Consider the following 15,654-nt stretch of genomic DNA (forward strand, 5'->3'; position numbering starts at 1 on the left):
TTTATACACGAAGGAATTTCCGGATGGAAGTCAGACTTCCCCATACTCCGATAACCGCGCCGATCAGAATGAGCACAAGTGATACTTGAAACACAAACGGACTGTACGGCAGAAGTGAAACAAATGATCCCTGAACTTTCGGGGCCACCCAAGCGACCATCGACTGGTACGTACTCAGCACGAGAGCGATCGGTATGATAGAACCGAATACCCCCAGCAGCAGCCCTTCCAGGAAGAACGGCCAGCGGATAAACCAGTTTGTCGCGCCGACAAGCTTCATGATTTCAATCTCTTTTCTTCTGGCGAAAATCGTGATTTTAATCGTATTTGAAATTAAGAACATCGCCGTGAACAGAAGGCCGATGATTAACGCAATCCCGATGTTGCGTGACACCCCGACGATCTTAAACAGACGGCTGACTTCTTCTTTCCCGTATGTCACTTTATACACATGATCCAGCTTCTCAATTTTTTTCGCGACTTTCGGCGTATCATGCGGATCTGTCGTTTTGACGATAAACGCGTTGTTCAGCGGGTTTTCCTGATCTTGCATTTTCATGGCCTTTCCGCTGTCGCCGAAGCTTTTGACCAATTGATCAAGCTCTTTATCTTTAGATGAAAACTCTACGCTTTGGATTCCCGAGATGTCTTTAATCTCATTCTGCAGCGTATCCTGCGTTTTCTTATTAGATGTCAGATCGATTAATACTTTAATTTCCACTTCTTTTTCAGCATTTTTAGCCATGTTGTTTAAATTCAGCATAATGACTAAAAACACGCCGACCAAAATCAATGTAACGGTAACGGCACTGATGGATGCAAATGTCATCCATGTGTTTCTTCCGAGAGATTTAAAACTCTCACGCAAATGGCGCCCGAGAATTTTAATCATAAGAACCATACTCCCCTCTTGACTCATCACGCACAATAATTCCGTCTTCGATCGCGATGACCCGTTTCTTCATGGTGTTTACTATTTCTTTATTGTGTGTCGCCATCACGACGGTCGTTCCGCGGTTATTAATCTCTTCCAGCGTCTTCATGACTTCCCATGATGTTACCGGATCAAGGTTGCCCGTCGGTTCGTCAGCTATCACGACGTCAGGATTGTTGACGATGGATCTTGCGATGGAAACACGCTGCTGTTCTCCTCCGGAAAGCTGGTCGGGAAACTGCCGCGCTTTATGCTTCAGCTGCACAAGATCGAGCACTTCGAGCACGCGTTTTTTAATGACTGACTGCTGCTCTCCGATCACCTCAAGTGCAAACGCGACGTTTTCAAACACCGTCAATTTCGGAAGAAGTTTGAAATCTTGGAAAACAACACCTATTTTACGCCGCACGAAAGGAATCTCTTTTTCTTTCACAGACGCGAGATCTTTATGATTAATCAATATTTGCCCTTTTGTCGGCTTTTCTTCTCTGTAAATCATTTTAATAAAAGTAGATTTACCGGCTCCGCTCGGTCCCACGACATATACAAATTCTCCGGGATGAATCATGACTGACAGCCCGTTAATCGCTTTTACACCGTTCGGATAGGATTTATATACTTCTTTCATCTCTATCATGAAATCACCTAATCTTTTAATTATGTCTTGCAGCCATAGAGTTCGCAAACGTACAGCGGTTTATGGCCGATTTACCAGGAAACAGATGAAAAATCTGAAAGTTCCTTTTCCTCAGTACACTTCATTATACGTCAAATTTAGACATATTACTATTACAGTTTCTTTTCATTCCCAGACCGTGAAAAAACCTTGCCCCTATAACAGGCAAGGTTTTTCTGTTATTTTTTCTGTGACAGCCATTTTGCGATCTCAGCGGCTTCCTTATCATTTACAAGATGGCTCGGCATATTGCCGCGTCCGTTTTTAATGATGCTTTCAATTTTAGCTTCATCATACTTCCCGCCGACTTCCTGTAAATTCGGGCCTCCGCCGCCTTCTAAGTCTTTTCCGTGACAGCCGATACAGCTTTGCTGATAAAGCTCTTCTCCTGCTGACGCAGAAGCTTTTGATCCGCCTGAGCTGTCAGAGCTTTCTTTTTTCGATTCATTGGATCCGCCGCATGCCGCCAGCAGGACGGACATGGTCAGAACCAGCGCCAGCAGCGCCCATTTTGATTTCATATGTAAGATGCACCCCTTCGCTATTATAACCCCGTTTACGCGCGTTTGAAACCCTCGCCGAGCACCTCGCTTGCGTCTGCGACAATAACAAAGGCTGACTCATCAATTTGTTTGACGATTTGTTTCAGTTTTGTGAATTCGGTCTGGCCGACGACACACATTAAGATCGGCCGGTCATGTTCCGTATACCCGCCGACTGCGGAAATCTTCGTCACACCCCTGTCGATTTCTTTAAACACAGCCGATCTGACGGCTTCTTCATGCTGCGTAATGATTAAAGCCATTTTGGAACGGTTGAACCCGACCTGCACGACATCAATCGTTTTGCTTGAAATAAATACCCCGAGCATCGCATACAGTCCCTGCTCCACTCCGAAAACGAGCATCGCGCTCAGCACAATTAATCCGTCCATGATGGCAAGGCACGTTCCCAGCGAAAGCCCCGTGTATTTGTGAATGATCTGCCCCGCCAGAGCCGTTCCCCCCGTGGAGCCTTTGCCGAGATACACGATGCCGATTCCCGTTCCGATCCCGACGCCTCCGAAAATCGCCGCCAGCAGTTCATGGGTCGTCGCGGCAGGCAGATCTCTTGTTAAATAGACGGCGAGCGGCAGAACGATGGAACCGACCAGTGTCTTCATTCCGAACTTCCCGCCGAGAATGACCACTCCGGCGATAAACAAAGGGATGTTAATAATCCACTGCACGTAAGCCGGTTCAAAACCAAACGTTTCTAAAATGGTGCTGATCCCGCTTACTCCCCCCGCTGCTATACGGTTCGGCAGCAAAAATACGTTAAACACGATCCCCGTAATCGCCGCGCCGATCATGATGTATATATAATCTTTGATCAGACGGAGCGGCTTATTGTGATTCACATCCATGCAAAATCCTCCGTTCTCCGATTTTCTCTCGATAGCATTTTAAGTCTTCCCGGCTTAGAAGTAAATAACAGCCAAATACCGTATTAATTTGCTAAAGCGCTGTTGTGAAAAATGGAAAAAGAGAACGGATAAAAAAACACACCTTGCCAAAGGCAGGTGTGTTCCCGGATTACGACAGTTTAGAACGTAAATAGGCGTCAATGAAGATATCGATATCTCCGTCCATAACCGCCTGCACGTTCCCCATTTCCGTATTGGTGCGGTGATCTTTCACCATGGAGTACGGATGGAAGACGTACGAGCGGATTTGGCTGCCCCAGCCGATTTCTTTCTGTTCGCCGCGGATTTCGTCAAGCTCCGCCTGCTGTTCTTCAATTCTGCGCTGATACAGCTTCGCTTTGAGCATTTTCATCGCCCGGTCGCGGTTTTTGATTTGTGAACGTTCCGTCTGGCACGTGACGACTACATTTGTCGGGAGGTGGGTAATCCGAACGGCTGAATCAGTCGTATTGACGTGCTGTCCGCCGGCACCGCTCGCCCGGTACGTATCAACTTTAATATCTTCGGTACGAATATCAATGTCGATTTCTTCATTGAATTCAGGCATGACTTCACAAGACACGAATGACGTGTGACGGCGGCCTGATGAATCAAATGGAGAAATCCGCACGAGGCGGTGTACGCCTTTTTCCGCTTTTAAATAGCCGTATGCATTGTGGCCTTTAATAAGCAGTGTGACTGACTTAATTCCTGCTTCATCTCCCGGGAGATAATCAAGCGTTTCAACTTTGAAACCGCGTCTTTCCGCCCAGCGGGTATACATTCTGAGCAGCATGGAACCCCAGTCCTGGGATTCCGTACCGCCGGCCCCCGGATGAAGTTCTAAAATCGCGTTATTTTTGTCATATGGTTCACTGAGCAGCAGCTGAAGCTCAAATTCATTCAATTCCTTCGTTAATGACTTCAGCTCTTTTTCAAGCTCTTGCTGAAGGTCCTGGTCAGGTTCTTCTTTTAAAAGATCATGTGTCATTTGCAGCTCTTCGTGAGACTCGCTCAGCTGATGATAGGAGTTCACGTATTCTTTCAGACCGTTCGCTTCATTGATGACGGTTTGGGCCTTCTGCTGGTCATTCCAGAATTCCGGTTCCGCCATCTTTTCATCTAATTCTGCAATGCGGGCTTCCTTTGATTCGAGGTCAAAGAGACCCCCTGAAGTCCGCTAAACGAGAAGCCATATTTTCGAGCTCTGCCCTGATTTCTGATAATTCCATTCCATTCACCTCATTAAAAGATCCGGGGCGCCATAAGACGCAGACCCGGTCATGTTCGCTTCATACAGTCGAGACTATTCTGTCCGGCCGCAGCAATTTTTATATTTTTTTCCGCTTCCGCAATGGCAAGGCGCGTTACGTCCGATATCCACAACTTTGCGGACCGGCGCTTTTTTCGCTTGTTTGGCCTCATCGCCGTCCTGCGGCTGATGAGCCGTCGTTTGGCCCTGAACAACTTCTTCGCGTTCCAGATTGCTTTCAATCTCGGCCTTCATGACGAATTTCGCAACCTCGTCCTCAATGGACTCAATCATGTGCTCAAACATAGCGAAACCTTCCATTTGGTATTCACGCAGCGGATTTGTCTGCGCATAGGCGCGAAGGTGAATCCCTTGACGCAGCTGATCCATCGCATCAATATGATCCATCCATTTTGAATCGACGGCACGCAATACGATGACTTTTTCGAATTCACGCATCTGCTCTGTGCCAAAATTCTCTTCTTTTTCATTATATTTTGTCATGATGCGATCCATGATCATCTCATGCATTTCATCCGGTTCTTTTCCGAAGATATCGCTCTTTTCAAGCGCGCCTTCATCAAGATACGTTGAATTCACCAGCTCCACGAGGCCGTCAAGATTCCATTCTTCCGGAAGCTCCTCTTTCGGCGTATAAGCCGCAATCGCACGCTCCAGAGAAGACTTGATCATGCCTTCCACAATGTCACGCAGGTTTTCAGAGTCAATGACTTCAAAACGCTGCTTGTAAATGACTTCGCGCTGCTGACGGAGCACGTCGTCATATTGAAGAAGCTGTTTACGTGAATCAAAGTTGTTTCCTTCGACACGTTTTTGAGATGATTCCACAGCGCGTGACACCATTTTGCTCTGAATCGGCGTGGAGTCATCCATACCGAACCGGTCAAGCATCGCCATCGTCCGTTCAGCTCCGAAACGGCGCATCAATTCATCTTCCATTGAAAGATAAAATTGTGTGATGCCCGGGTCTCCCTGACGTCCTGAACGTCCGCGGAGCTGATTGTCAATCCGGCGGGATTCGTGGCGTTCCGTACCGACGACTGCAAGGCCGCCAAGCTCTTTTACGCCTTCGCCGAGTTTAATGTCGGTTCCGCGTCCCGCCATGTTGGTCGCAATCGTGACAGCGCCTTTTTGTCCCGCTTCCTCAATAATCTGAGCTTCACGCTCATGGTTTTTGGCATTGAGCACCTGATGCGGAATCCCTTTGTTTTTCAGAAGTTTAGAAATCAATTCAGACGTTTCAACGGCAACCGTACCGACAAGAACCGGCTGTCCGGTCATGTAGCGCTGGGCGACATCCTCCGCCACCGCCTTGAATTTCCCTTCCATTGAGCGGTAGATCAAGTCCGGACGGTCGTCACGGATGACCGGCTGGTTGGTCGGGATGGATACAACCTGCATGTTATAAATATTGCGGAATTCTTCCTCTTCCGTTTTTGCGGTACCGGTCATACCGGCCAGCTTTTCGTACATACGGAAATAGTTTTGGAACGTAATCGTCGCCAATGTCATGCTTTCATTTTGAATCTCCAGGCCTTCTTTCGCCTCAATTGCCTGGTGAAGACCTTCGCTGTAGCGACGTCCTTTCATCAGACGGCCGGTGAAGGAATCAACGATGACGACTTGGCCGTCCTCAACAACATAATCCACGTCTTTCTGCATCGCCGCATGGGCTTTTAAAGCCTGGTTGATATGGTGGTTCAAGGCCACGTTTTTGACATCAAACAGGTTGTCGATGCCGAACGTTTTTTCAGCCTTCGTCATTCCTTCTTCCGTCAGCTGAACGCCCTTCGTTTTGACGTCATACGTATAATCCTGATCTTTCTTGAGTGTGCGGACAAACGCATTTGCCTGCACGTACAGTTTTGTGGACTTCTGAGCTTGTCCGGAAATAATCAATGGCGTTCTCGCTTCATCGACTAAAATTGAATCGACTTCATCAATAACGGCAAAATGAAGCGGGCGCTGCACCATTTGTTCTTTATAGAGCACCATGTTGTCACGCAAATAATCAAAGCCGAGTTCATTGTTCGTTGAATACGTGATATCGGCTGCGTAAGCTTCGCGTTTTTCGTCTTTTGACATCGAATTCAGGTTCAGGCCGACTGTAAGCCCGAGAAACGCAAAAATCTCTCCCATTTGCTGGGCATCACGGCTCGCCAGATATTCGTTGACCGTTACGACGTGAACGCCTTTTCCCGTCAACGCATTTAAATACACGGGAAGCGTGGACGTCAGCGTTTTCCCTTCCCCTGTTTTCATTTCGGAAATGTTCCCCTCATGAAGGGCGATGCCCCCCATCAGCTGCACTTTAAACGGGAACATGCCGGTTACGCGGCGGGAAGCTTCACGAACGACGGCAAACGCTTCGACAAGAAGGTCATCCGTCGTTTCTCCTTTTTCAAGCCGCTCTTTAAATTCTGCCGTTTTATGTTTAAGCGCCTCGTCAGAGAGATTTTCATAATCTCCTCTTACGGCATCAATGTCATTTGCTATTTTTTCGTATTTGTTCAGCGCACGTTTGGTCGGATCAAACATTTTATTTAAAATCCCAAGCATCTATAACGCTCCTCTATGTTCACATGCAGATTTTGCATGGAATAAATGATAATTTTCTGTCCATGTATACCTCTCATTATCATAACATACCTTTTGCCATTTCCAAAGAATTTGCAGGTAAAGATAGAGAAAAACCTTCCGCGCGTTCACGGAAGGCTGGATGGGTTTATTCAGTCGGTTCAATTAATCCGTATTTGCCGTCATTTCTGCGGTAAACGACGTTTGTGAGATTCGTCTCCGCGTTGGTGAATACGAAGAAATTATGTCCGAGCATATTCATTTGGAGAATCGCTTCTTCATTATCCATCGGTTTTAAATTAAAACGCTTTTGACGGACAATTTCCGGGCTGTCATCTTCAATTTCGTCCTGAACCGCTACGCCCGTATCAGCAGCGCTGCCGTTCTCGAAATAATGTTTCGGAAGACCCTGCTCGCGGAATTTTCGGTTGACTTTTGTTTTGTGCTTTCGGATTTGACGTTCCAGCTTGTTTGTTGCGAGATCAATTGCATTGTACATATCCTCGTTATGCACTTCAGAACGAAGCGCCAGATCAGTCATCGGAATGGTGACTTCAACTTTGGATTCCTTATCATTATAGAATTTTAAGTTGACGTTCACATCGGCATTGACGCTCTGCTCGAAATATCGCTCCAGCTTGCCGATTTTTCTCTCCACATGATCCTTTAACGCAGGTGTAACCTCAATGTTTTCTCCTCTGATATTGTAGTTCATCAAAGAACGCCTCCCTTTATCTAAGGATATGTAACTATTTCTCTTTTACCCCTTCTGATCCCTGCTGAAACGTTAAAATAATGTGTAAATTCGGTGAACGATGACGAATGGTGTCGGTTTTATCCGGCAGCTTCCGCCAGGATTATAAGTATATGCGGAGGACGCAGGCAAAAGACCTGCCGCTTGCAGCAGGTCTAGTGAAGAACATACGGTTTGATGCAGTCGTGCGTCTGCTCCATCCACAGCTTATAATGCGGCAGAAAGATGGTTTTTAAAAACTCCTGAAAAGGTGCGGACGGGAAATCATAATCATTTAACATGCTGAAATCCTGAAAGATCTCGTCAAATGAGCGGATCGCCGTCTCCACGCATCGGCACTCAATGATAGACAGCAGAAGCGCATGAGAGGAATCGAGATGAAAAAAAGCCTGAATCAAATCATTGTAAATCCGCTCGCCCTCCGTCTTAAAAAAATCATCCTGCGTGTCCAACAGGTAGCAAAGCCCCTCATCAATCGTAAAAAGAAGCTGGTAATAGGCTGACACCAAATGGTAATCGTTCAAACTTCTCAAAACACTCACCTATTTGCGTTTGTCGTAATAACGGCCGTCACTTGTCGTTTGATGATACGGATTGAAATACGTATTATGGTAGATTCGTTTTTTCTTAAGCGTTTTTATTTCATTTCGGATACCATCCTGAATCCGTTTCACTTCGCCGGTAATCAGACGGTCCATCGCGGCCACCTGCTGAAGCAGCGTTTTTTCTTCTTCGGAAAAAGGCGGCTTTATGCCCGCAAGCATCTCCTCCCTTTTCTCCGTAAATGCCGTAACGCTGCTGATAAGACCGTCGCTTTCCGGGGCGTCCTTCAGTGCGGCGTACATGTTCTTCGTTTCGTTATACAAAGAAAAGACATTGCTGTTCATCAGGCAAGGCCGCCCGCGCCATGGCTGTTTTTCCGTTCACTCTGCATGGCCTGCTTCCACGTGTCGCGAAATTCAGTAACGAGTTTTTCCGCTTCATCTAAAAATTCTCCGTTATTCTGCACGTTCGCGTCGATCAGCCGGCGGCGGATGTAATCATAAATGGATGACATCTGTTCAGAAATCTCAATCTCCCGGTTTAACGTGATGCTGAGCTCTTGAATGATGTTTTGCGCCTTTACGATATTTTCATTTTTGGCTTCAAGGTTGTTTTGCTTCATCGCCTGCCTGGCCAGCTTAATGAATCGCAGGCAGCCGTTATAAAGCATAAGGGTCAGCTCTTCCGGAGCGGCTGTAAAGACGGATGTCTGCTGATAAGCAGCAAAAGGATTATTTATTGCCATTTTTATAAAACCTCCAAGGTTATGATGTTGAAGATCCTAACATTGACGTGAGATATGAAGATTGGCTGTTCAATTTCTCCAATGCCGTATCCAGTGCGCTGAACTTTTTATAATATCTCGTCTCGATGTCATCCAGCTTCGTTTTCATATTAGAAATATTTGTTTCTATTTCATCCAGGCTTTTTCCGATGGCAAAGCTGGTTGATACCGAGCTTTCCGTACCCGCCTGTTTTGAAATTTGGGTCTGCATTTTGTTTAATGTGTCTTTTAATCTCCGGGCAATCCCCTGTTCCTCCGGGTTTTTGGTTTTCGCTGTATCAGGGCTGTCTGCATTAAACAGTTTAGCCACGAGAGCAGGATTCTCGGTAATTTTCTGTTTCAATTTCGCTTCGTCTTTAATGACAAGCTTTCCTTGATCCGTATAACTATCAGACGTCTCAATTCCGAAATCTGCAAGCTGATATTTTTTCCCGTCAATCGTAACCGTTGAGTACAGATCAAGCCGCATCTCCGCCAAACCGTTCTGCAGCGTGCTGTCGCTCCGTAATAAACCGCTTTTGGCCTTTGCTTCCCACTGCTCAATCTGCTTATCGGTCATCGCTTCTCTTTGTTCATCGGTTAGCGGCTTATAATCACGGTATTTTGATTCCGACGCCTTCTCGTTTACACTTTTAATTAACGTATTGTATTTATCAACGAAATCTTTAATGTTGTTAAAAATGCCGTCCGTATCAGTCGTGCTGTTAATCGTAACCGTTTTATTGCTGTCCGTCACGCTGTTCAGCGTGTATTTGATGCCGTTGATCGTAAAGTTATTTGACGTTTTTGTCATTTCAAGCCCGTTGAACGTAAACTTCGCGTTTTTCCCTTCGGCATTGGCCGTCAGTTCATTTGTTGCATCATCAACGGCAAAACCGAGCTGATCTTTCAGAAAGCTTTTGGTTGCGTCATCACCTGCTGAAAGGGTAAATCCTTCCCCCGTTTTATTGGAAGTGAACGCAATCGTATCCACATAATCCGAGCCATTGGAGATTTTCTCTTTTAAAGCCGTCACCCCGAGGCCCGAGCTGTTCAGTTTGGAAATGACATCGTCAATCGTATCGGTCGCGGCGATCGTGACGTTTACCTCAGTCGGCTTCGTTTCACCCGGATTTGTGACATTGAATTTCAATGTTTGGCTCTGACCCGAAGTGAAATTGATGGCCCCTGATGATTTATAAGTCGTCGGTGTGGCCAGCTGCTGTACAGACATGCTCGTTGAAATATTCTGTTCAGCACTGACAGCCACCGCGCTGACACTGGAATCCGAACTTGTTACTGTTTTTTTATTCCAGTTTGTGGACATCAGCATATTATTAAATGTCGTAGAATACATGTCGGCAATCTGGGTATTCACTTCCCGATAAGCATCGCGCTTCCATTCAAGCGTCTGCTTTTGCTGGTTTAATTTATTAAGCGGCTGCTTTTCGGCATCCATCATTTTTTTCACCAGAGAATCTACATCAAGACCGGAATTAAGGCCTGTGATTCTTGTGACCATATGTACCCTCTCCTTTTCGGCGTTTAGTCGTATACGGCTCTATGACAACAGTGAGTTTCCGACTGTTTATCATATCACAGCTCCATAAATGTATGATCTTATTCTTATATCGGTCATATTAAAAGGTTTTCAATAATTTAACTGCAAAATATAATGTTTCATTTTGTCAATAGGGTTCTTTGGCTTGCTGAAGGGGGAGATAGCTGAAGAAATAAAAAAAAGACCCTGGAGAACCAGGATCTTTCCGTCATTAACCTTTCAGCAATTGAAGAACTTGCTGAGGCTGTTGGTTAGCTTGCGCAAGCATAGCTTGAGAAGCCTGAGTAAGGATGTTGTTTTTCGTGTACTCCATCATCTCAGAAGCCATGTCTACGTCACGGATACGTGATTCAGCAGAAGTCAGGTTCTCAGAAGAAGTACCAAGGTTGTTGATTGTGTGCTCTAAACGGTTTTGAACCGCACCAAGTTTAGCGCGCTCGCTTGAAACTGTGTCGATAGCTGTTTTGATTGTTGTAAGAGCTGAAGACGCAGCTTTAGCTGAAGATGAGATGTCGATACCTTTTGTTACTTTAGAATCTGCAGCTAATTTTTCAGATGCAATAACTTTACCGCCAGCATCGTAATAACCAGCTGGTTTATTTGTAGCATCGTCTGCATCCGCCCAAGTAGCAGTGCTTCCGTCAGTTGCTGTAAGTGTATTTTGATCACCAGATACAGTATAAGTCGTACCAACTTTCAGGCTTTCAGAGTCCATTTTATTGATAGACAGGCTCATTGTTTGGCCTTCGTTAGCTCCGATTTGGAACGTAAGGTTTTGCGCAGTTCCGTCAAGAAGTTTCTTCGTATTGAACTCAGTGTCAGTAGAGATTCTTGTTACTTCAGACGCTAATTGGTCCATCTCTTTTTGAAGCTCAGAACGGTCAGAATCAGTGTTTGTATCGTTTGCCGCTTGTGTAGCAAGCTCGCTCATACGCTGAAGAATGCTGTGAGTTTCGTTCAATGCACCCTCAGATGTTTGGATAAGAGAGATTCCGTCTTGAGCGTTTTTAGACGCCATGTCTAAACCGCGGATTTGAGAACGCATTTTTTCAGAGATCGCAAGACCCGCAGCGTCATCACCAGCGCGGTTGATGCGAAGACCTGAAGATAATTTTTCCATGTTTTTTGCAGCAGAGTTTGAACCTGCATTCAGCTGACGGCTAGTGTTAAGAGCCGCGATATTGTGGTTGATTCTCATTTTGTATTTCCTCCCTGAATTGTTTTTCGCACGTCCTTGTGCATTTGCGCAGCGTCATTCTGAAGAAAATTTTTCCTCTCATTGGCTACAATATATATATCGGACGGCCGCTTCCATTGTTTATATTGAAAATAAAAAAAACCTCACTTTTTTTGTGAGGATAAGCTAAGTAATAAATCAGTATTAAAAGATACAGCTCTGTTGTTCTCTTCCAGGATCGACAAGTAGATTTCTTTCCTGTGAATATCTACGTGCTGAGGCGCTTCAATTCCCAGCTTCACTTGTTCTCCTTCGATGGCGATCACCTTTATTTCAATATCCGGCCCGATCTGAATGGACTCATTCACTTTTCTTGAGAGAACTAGCATGATCCTCCTCCTATCAGATGTTTTGTTTCATAGGAAGCATCATGTAAAATAATTTGTTTCGCCTTCATTTCCTTTTTATTGACGATAATCGGCGCTTTTAAATTGGCGGTCGTGTTTTCAAAAGGCTCTTCCAGCGTTAAAATCGCCATCACTTCGACGTCCTCTATATCTTCAATATGCAAAAGCTCAAGCGTCGCATGGTCAATGTCAAATTCGTACCCTTTAAAGAAAATAAACGGACTGGCGACAATAAAGGCGATGTGCTCCTGTTTGACAGACTGCAGCGCCAAAAACGGTGAATCCTCCGACAAAGAAAGAACAACAAATTGAGTCTCGTCATTAAATCCCGGCAGGCCGTTTTCAAATGAGATAATCTGCCCTTCGTCTATTCTGATTTCTCCGTGATATTTTGTTTTAATTATCATGCTTCACAATCCTTTACCACTTTCATCTTTTATTCTGCGTTGCCATCGTCAACCGAAATCGTCACCTTAGGGTCTTGCATCATATCAATCTGAACTTTCCCCGGCGTATAATTCCATACAGGTTTATTGACGGCTGCTTCAATTGAAGGTTTGCGGGCTTCAATATCAATCGTAAGCTTTGAAGGAATACAGTCAATGTCGACGAGAAACTGCGCAGGCAGAAAGTCGCTGAATTCGCCGAATGGATCGGGCGGTCTGACATCTGCTGCCTGCCGGGCCATCACATTGCCCGTTTTCTTTTCGATAGCCGCCATTTCCTTCCCTTCCCTGACTGTTTTTGCAATAAACTCGCTGCAGGCTTCCGCACCTTTCTGGGCGGCTTCAGCGTTCAGCTTTTCAAATGATTTGAGATTCAAGTTCTCCCACGCCCTCGTCTGGTCAATCGTCAGTTTGACCGGCGTGCTTTCTATGTTCAGCTCTGCCGGCGGCTGCTCGATTTCCAGGTCAGCGGGCGGCTGTTCCATCTCGATTTCTTCCTTTTGAAAGGTTATACCGATTTTAGCAGGCACACTGTCAATAATCAATCTCGGCATCTGCACAGAGACCCCTCCTGTTTATAGTATTTTAGTAAAAAAAGCGATCTCCCTGGTGTGAGTCGCTTTTTTATATATTGAAGACGATCAGTTATATTATTTCAGAAAGTCAATCAGTGACGGCTGAATGATATTCGCATTCACTGACAGCGCTGCTCTATGAACCGTCTGTTGAGATAAATAATCAACAATTACATCTTCCATTTCTACATCTTCATTATCGGACAATACTTTTTCAGCGGTTGCCGCTTGTGATTCCAATCTTGTCTGAATGAGTTCCAACCGGTTTGTGCGTGCGCCGATATTGGATTTTTCAGCATTCATTTTATCAGTAAAACCGTCAATATCTGACAGAATTTGATCTGAATCTGCTTCGGACAGCGTGCCTTTGCTTAAAGAAGCTTCTAAGGAGTTAAGAAATTCAAAAACATTATCTCCATTTTGTGCGACGCCTCCGAAAGCTGAGTTTGGATCAGAATTCACTTTCAGCACTGCTCCGTTCGAGATGTTGATGTTAACATCCGAAGCACCTGTATAATTCTCATAGTTGTACGTATATGTGCCGTCGGCATTTTCAGTGATCGGCGGGACGTCTGAATTTGTTCCGTTAAACAGATAACGTCCGTTTACCTGAGTATTCGCGACAGAAACGAGCTGCTTTTTCAGCTGGCCGATTTCTGTACCGATTGCTTTCAATTCTGTTTCACCGTTCGAATCACTTTTCGCCTGAACCATCAAGTCCCGGATTTTCCCCATAATATCCGTTTCCGAGTTTACGCTTGATTCCGAGTTTTCCAGCCATGTAAAGCCTTGCGAAACATTCCGCTGATACTGGTTTACCTGCGCAAGCTGAGTACGGTACTGCATTCCCTTCATTGCAACGACCGGATCATCAGAAGCTTTCGTGATTTTTTTCCCCGTAGACACTTGCTGCTGAAGCCGATCGAGCTTGTCATAACTTGAGCCGATAAATCGAAGAGAATTTTTTGCGATCATCCCTTGAGTTACTCTCATTTACTTATCTCCTATCTTCCTCCGGTGCCCATACCGTTAATAATTTTATCGAATATTTCATCTTGCATCGTTATAATTCGCGCAGCCGCATTATAAGCGTGCTGAAACTGAATCATATTTGTCATTTCTTCATCTAAAGACACTGCACTGACTGATTGTCTCCGTTCATCGGCTGAAAGGGTGTTGCTTTCAGAGTTGTTCATAAGATTGGCCGCTTTTTGTGAATTAACGCCCAGCTTTCCGATAAGGGATTCATAAAAGTCATTAATTGTAGTGGTTTCACCGTTAATAGTCAGCTTGCTGTTCTGTACGGCTGCAAGATTTGTCGCGTTGGTGCCGTCACTTTTTTCTCCGTTTAACGACGCTGCGATATTATCAGTAGACGCAAGGATTTTGTCACTGACTTTTATTTTCGCTGCCGCACCTTTTGCCGGCACCGCTTCACCGCCGCTGAAATCAAAAAATGCTGCACCCTGTTCGCCTGTATAGGTCTTCCCTTTTTCATGAACTGCATTAAACGCGTCAGCAAAGGACAGCGCCATATTGTCAAGAGCCGTCAGCATTTCAGGATAAAGACCTTTTTCTTCTCCGTTTGACATATAGCCGTATGATTCAATAAGACCTAAGAGTGAGCCTTTTCCGGTAAATGCATCCGCATTGACCGTATTGCTGCCGACTGACACACTCGACACGAGGCCGCTGTCCTTATCGTAGTTGATTTTCATTTCTGAAACTGTTTTTGTGTTACCGTCGAGCAGCGTACCGAGAGAATTGTTGTTTCCGTTCAGCAATTCGACGTTAACCGTGCCCTCAGCAGTCGCCAAGGCATGTCCGCCCGACTTATTATATGAAACTTTAATATTTGCCATAGAAGATAATTGATCAATCAATCTGTCTCTTTGGTCATACAAATCATTAGGGAGCATACCGCTCGGCTCAACTGCCGCTATTTGATTGTTAAGGTCATTCAGCTGATTGAGAATGGAATTGACCTGATCCGCTGTGTTATCCAGGTTCTTTTTAATATCACCCTGAATGTTAGTCAAAGAGGTAGATATATAGTTAAAACTTTCGGCAAGAGATTTCCCCTGCTCCTGCAAAACTGAGCGCGCTCCCGTATTTTCCGGATTCGTCGCCAGATCCTGAAGGGCATTCCAAAACGAACTGAGCGATCCGTTTAATCCGTTATCGTCAAGCTCTTTCATGACGCCTTCCATTTGCGACAATGAATTGGAACGGGCTGTATAGTACCCTAATTTTGTATTTTCAGTTCTGTACTGATAGTCTAAAAAACTGTCTCTGACGCGCTCAACTGAACCGGCTTTTACTCCTGTTCCGATTTGGCCGGCCGTCAGATCACTGTTTTTTGATACTGCGGGATAAGGGCTTGTCGATTGTAATGTGACGCGCTGCCTCGTATATCCTTCTGTATTTGCATTTGCAACGTTATTTGAAACTGTGCTCAATGCAGTCTGCTGCGCACTCAATGCACGCCTTGCTGTTTCGAGCCCCATAAAAGTCGATGGCATTG

Annotated in this window: 17 protein-coding genes; all 17 read right to left on the minus strand. The window is 45.3% G+C overall.

Annotation, left to right across the window (positions count from 1 at the left end):
• Position 1: 1 nt before the first annotated feature.
• Positions 2 to 892 carry a permease-like cell division protein FtsX gene (gene ftsX / locus NYE28_RS18385; protein WP_007407464.1) on the minus strand — a complete coding sequence of 297 codons (891 nt, stop codon included), beginning with the start codon at positions 890 to 892 and terminating at the stop codon, positions 2 to 4.
• A complete protein-coding gene (gene ftsE, locus NYE28_RS18390) occupies positions 885 to 1,571 on the minus strand; it encodes a cell division ATP-binding protein FtsE (protein ID WP_007407465.1) in 687 nt (228 codons plus the stop codon). Before ftsE ends, ftsX begins: the two co-directional genes overlap by 8 nt.
• 218 nt (positions 1,572 to 1,789) lie before the next feature.
• The gene (gene cccB, locus NYE28_RS18395; protein WP_007614074.1) at positions 1,790 to 2,131 is read right to left on the minus strand and encodes a cytochrome c551; all 342 of its coding nucleotides are present in this window, start codon (positions 2,129 to 2,131) and stop codon (positions 1,790 to 1,792) included.
• A 35-nt stretch (positions 2,132 to 2,166) separates the two neighbouring features.
• Positions 2,167 to 3,015, minus strand: a complete 849-nt coding sequence (locus tag NYE28_RS18400) for a YitT family protein (protein WP_053574004.1) — start codon at positions 3,013 to 3,015, stop codon at positions 2,167 to 2,169.
• A 169-nt stretch (positions 3,016 to 3,184) separates the two neighbouring features.
• Positions 3,185 to 4,286 (minus strand): peptide chain release factor 2 gene (gene prfB / locus NYE28_RS18405; protein ID WP_096034905.1). Its coding sequence is split into 2 segments (ribosomal slippage): positions 3,185 to 4,213 and positions 4,215 to 4,286, totalling 1,101 coding nucleotides; the frame shifts between segments, so codons are not numbered across the junction.
• Positions 4,287 to 4,360: 74 nt separating this feature from the next.
• On the minus strand, positions 4,361 to 6,886 hold the full coding sequence (secA, locus tag NYE28_RS18410) for a preprotein translocase subunit SecA (protein ID WP_007407469.1): 2,526 nt from the start codon (positions 6,884 to 6,886) through the stop codon (positions 4,361 to 4,363).
• A 166-nt stretch (positions 6,887 to 7,052) separates the two neighbouring features.
• Positions 7,053 to 7,619: a ribosome-associated translation inhibitor RaiA gene (raiA, locus tag NYE28_RS18415; RefSeq protein ID WP_003151413.1), complete on the minus strand. Its 567-nt coding sequence runs from the start codon at positions 7,617 to 7,619 to the stop codon at positions 7,053 to 7,055.
• 194 nt (positions 7,620 to 7,813) lie between these two features.
• Positions 7,814 to 8,191 carry a hypothetical protein gene (locus NYE28_RS18420; RefSeq protein ID WP_003151412.1) on the minus strand — a complete coding sequence of 126 codons (378 nt, stop codon included), beginning with the start codon at positions 8,189 to 8,191 and terminating at the stop codon, positions 7,814 to 7,816.
• A 9-nt stretch (positions 8,192 to 8,200) separates the two neighbouring features.
• Positions 8,201 to 8,545, minus strand: coding sequence for a flagella biosynthesis regulatory protein FliT (fliT, locus tag NYE28_RS18425; protein WP_007407472.1), 345 nt, complete (start codon positions 8,543 to 8,545; stop codon positions 8,201 to 8,203).
• Complete coding sequence (gene fliS, locus NYE28_RS18430; RefSeq protein WP_003151407.1) at positions 8,545 to 8,946, minus strand: flagellar export chaperone FliS; 402 nt, start codon at positions 8,944 to 8,946, stop codon at positions 8,545 to 8,547. Before fliS ends, fliT begins: the two co-directional genes overlap by 1 nt.
• A 19-nt stretch (positions 8,947 to 8,965) precedes the next feature.
• Positions 8,966 to 10,486: a flagellar hook-associated protein 2 gene (locus NYE28_RS18435; RefSeq protein ID WP_099567127.1), complete on the minus strand. Its 1,521-nt coding sequence runs from the start codon at positions 10,484 to 10,486 to the stop codon at positions 8,966 to 8,968.
• Between the two features lie 250 nt (positions 10,487 to 10,736).
• Positions 10,737 to 11,723 (minus strand): flagellin, encoded by a 987-nt coding sequence (locus NYE28_RS18440; RefSeq protein WP_007407474.1) that lies wholly within the window; start codon positions 11,721 to 11,723, stop codon positions 10,737 to 10,739.
• Positions 11,724 to 11,866: 143 nt separating this feature from the next.
• On the minus strand, positions 11,867 to 12,091 hold the full coding sequence (gene csrA, locus NYE28_RS18445) for a carbon storage regulator CsrA (RefSeq protein ID WP_220007556.1): 225 nt from the start codon (positions 12,089 to 12,091) through the stop codon (positions 11,867 to 11,869).
• Complete coding sequence (gene fliW / locus NYE28_RS18450; RefSeq protein WP_015240684.1) at positions 12,085 to 12,516, minus strand: flagellar assembly protein FliW; 432 nt, start codon at positions 12,514 to 12,516, stop codon at positions 12,085 to 12,087. Before fliW ends, csrA begins: the two co-directional genes overlap by 7 nt.
• A gap of 29 nt (positions 12,517 to 12,545) precedes the next feature.
• Complete coding sequence (locus tag NYE28_RS18455) at positions 12,546 to 13,115, minus strand: DUF6470 family protein (RefSeq protein ID WP_038460037.1); 570 nt, start codon at positions 13,113 to 13,115, stop codon at positions 12,546 to 12,548.
• 90 nt (positions 13,116 to 13,205) lie between these two features.
• The gene (gene flgL, locus NYE28_RS18460; protein ID WP_007407477.1) at positions 13,206 to 14,123 is read right to left on the minus strand and encodes a flagellar hook-associated protein FlgL; all 918 of its coding nucleotides are present in this window, start codon (positions 14,121 to 14,123) and stop codon (positions 13,206 to 13,208) included.
• Between the two features lie 11 nt (positions 14,124 to 14,134).
• Positions 14,135 to 15,652 carry a flagellar hook-associated protein FlgK gene (gene flgK / locus NYE28_RS18465; protein WP_032869556.1) on the minus strand — a complete coding sequence of 506 codons (1,518 nt, stop codon included), beginning with the start codon at positions 15,650 to 15,652 and terminating at the stop codon, positions 14,135 to 14,137.
• Positions 15,653 to 15,654: the final 2 nt, after the last annotated feature.

It is taken from the genome of Bacillus sp. FSL R5-0443, assembly GCF_038608285.1.
Lineage (GTDB): Bacteria > Bacillota > Bacilli > Bacillales > Bacillaceae > Bacillus > Bacillus velezensis.

What these genes read in the sequence shown, in the direction of transcription:
- ftsX (WP_007407464.1), bottom strand. Translation starts at nt 892, where the DNA reads ATGATTAAAATTCTCGGGCGCCATTTGCGTGAGAGTTTTAAATCTCTC.
- ftsE (WP_007407465.1), bottom strand. Translation starts at nt 1,571, where the DNA reads ATGATAGAGATGAAAGAAGTATATAAATCCTATCCGAACGGTGTAAAA.
- cccB (WP_007614074.1), bottom strand. Translation starts at nt 2,131, where the DNA reads ATGAAATCAAAATGGGCGCTGCTGGCGCTGGTTCTGACCATGTCCGTC.
- NYE28_RS18400 (WP_053574004.1), bottom strand. Translation starts at nt 3,015, where the DNA reads ATGGATGTGAATCACAATAAGCCGCTCCGTCTGATCAAAGATTATATA.
- secA (WP_007407469.1), bottom strand. Translation starts at nt 6,886, where the DNA reads ATGCTTGGGATTTTAAATAAAATGTTTGATCCGACCAAACGTGCGCTG.
- raiA (WP_003151413.1), bottom strand. Translation starts at nt 7,619, where the DNA reads ATGAACTACAATATCAGAGGAGAAAACATTGAGGTTACACCTGCGTTA.
- fliT (WP_007407472.1), bottom strand. Translation starts at nt 8,545, where the DNA reads ATGAACAGCAATGTCTTTTCTTTGTATAACGAAACGAAGAACATGTAC.
- fliS (WP_003151407.1), bottom strand. Translation starts at nt 8,946, where the DNA reads ATGGCAATAAATAATCCTTTTGCTGCTTATCAGCAGACATCCGTCTTT.
- NYE28_RS18435 (WP_099567127.1), bottom strand. Translation starts at nt 10,486, where the DNA reads ATGGTCACAAGAATCACAGGCCTTAATTCCGGTCTTGATGTAGATTCT.
- NYE28_RS18440 (WP_007407474.1), bottom strand. Translation starts at nt 11,723, where the DNA reads ATGAGAATCAACCACAATATCGCGGCTCTTAACACTAGCCGTCAGCTG.
- csrA (WP_220007556.1), bottom strand. Translation starts at nt 12,091, where the DNA reads ATGCTAGTTCTCTCAAGAAAAGTGAATGAGTCCATTCAGATCGGGCCG.
- fliW (WP_015240684.1), bottom strand. Translation starts at nt 12,516, where the DNA reads ATGATAATTAAAACAAAATATCACGGAGAAATCAGAATAGACGAAGGG.
- flgL (WP_007407477.1), bottom strand. Translation starts at nt 14,123, where the DNA reads ATGAGAGTAACTCAAGGGATGATCGCAAAAAATTCTCTTCGATTTATC.
- flgK (WP_032869556.1), bottom strand. Translation starts at nt 15,652, where the DNA reads ATGCCATCGACTTTTATGGGGCTCGAAACAGCAAGGCGTGCATTGAGT.